The organism is Parachitinimonas caeni, assembly GCF_030129945.1.
Classification (GTDB): domain Bacteria; phylum Pseudomonadota; class Gammaproteobacteria; order Burkholderiales; family Chitinimonadaceae; genus Parachitinimonas; species Parachitinimonas caeni.
Genome location: NZ_JARRAF010000158.1, coordinates 1 through 618 on the forward strand (window position 1 = coordinate 1; position 618 = coordinate 618).

General features: G+C 67.2%; 1 protein-coding gene. It reads right to left on the bottom strand.

What is annotated here, in order from left to right; all coding sequences use genetic code 11:
- Window positions 1-618 (bottom strand): calcium-binding protein (locus PZA18_RS24100; protein ID WP_284103433.1); only part of this gene is annotated, 618 nt, incomplete at both ends.

Genomic DNA, 618 nt, shown 5'->3' on the forward strand with positions numbered 1-618 from the left:
TGCCGAAGCCGCTCGACACTTTGCTGGAGGCGATGCCTTCGAACAGGATGACGTCGTTGCCGCCACCGCTGTTGTCGATGACGTCCTGACCTTCGCCTGCCGCAATGACGTAGGTGTCGTCGCCCCGGCCGCCGATCAGCTGGTCGTTGCCGGCGCCGCCGCGCAGGGTATCGGCACCGTTACCGCCTTCGAGCCGGTCGTCGGCCGCGCCGCCATTGAGGCTGTCGTTGCCGTTACCACCGATCAGGCGATCGTTGCCGGCGCCACCGTTGAGGGTGTCGGCGCCGGTGGTGCCGCGCAGGGTCTGGGCGTAGCTGGCTGGCGCCGGGGCGCCGGCCATGCCGAACAGGCCGTAGATCTCCGCGGCGGTGAGGCTGCCGCCATCGGTGAATTCGATGGTTTCGAGGGTGGCGTCGCTGCTGCTGAAGAAGTTGCGGACCGTGACCTGGTCACTGGTGCCGGCAATCTTGAGCACCAGATCGTCGCCGCTACGGCCGATGTTGGAACCGACGTCGTTGTAGTCAACGCCTGCCGCAAAGCGCAGGGTGTCGTTGCCGCCGCCGCTGTTGTCGATGACGTCGACGCCCTCGCCGCGACCGAACAGGTAGGTGTCGTCAC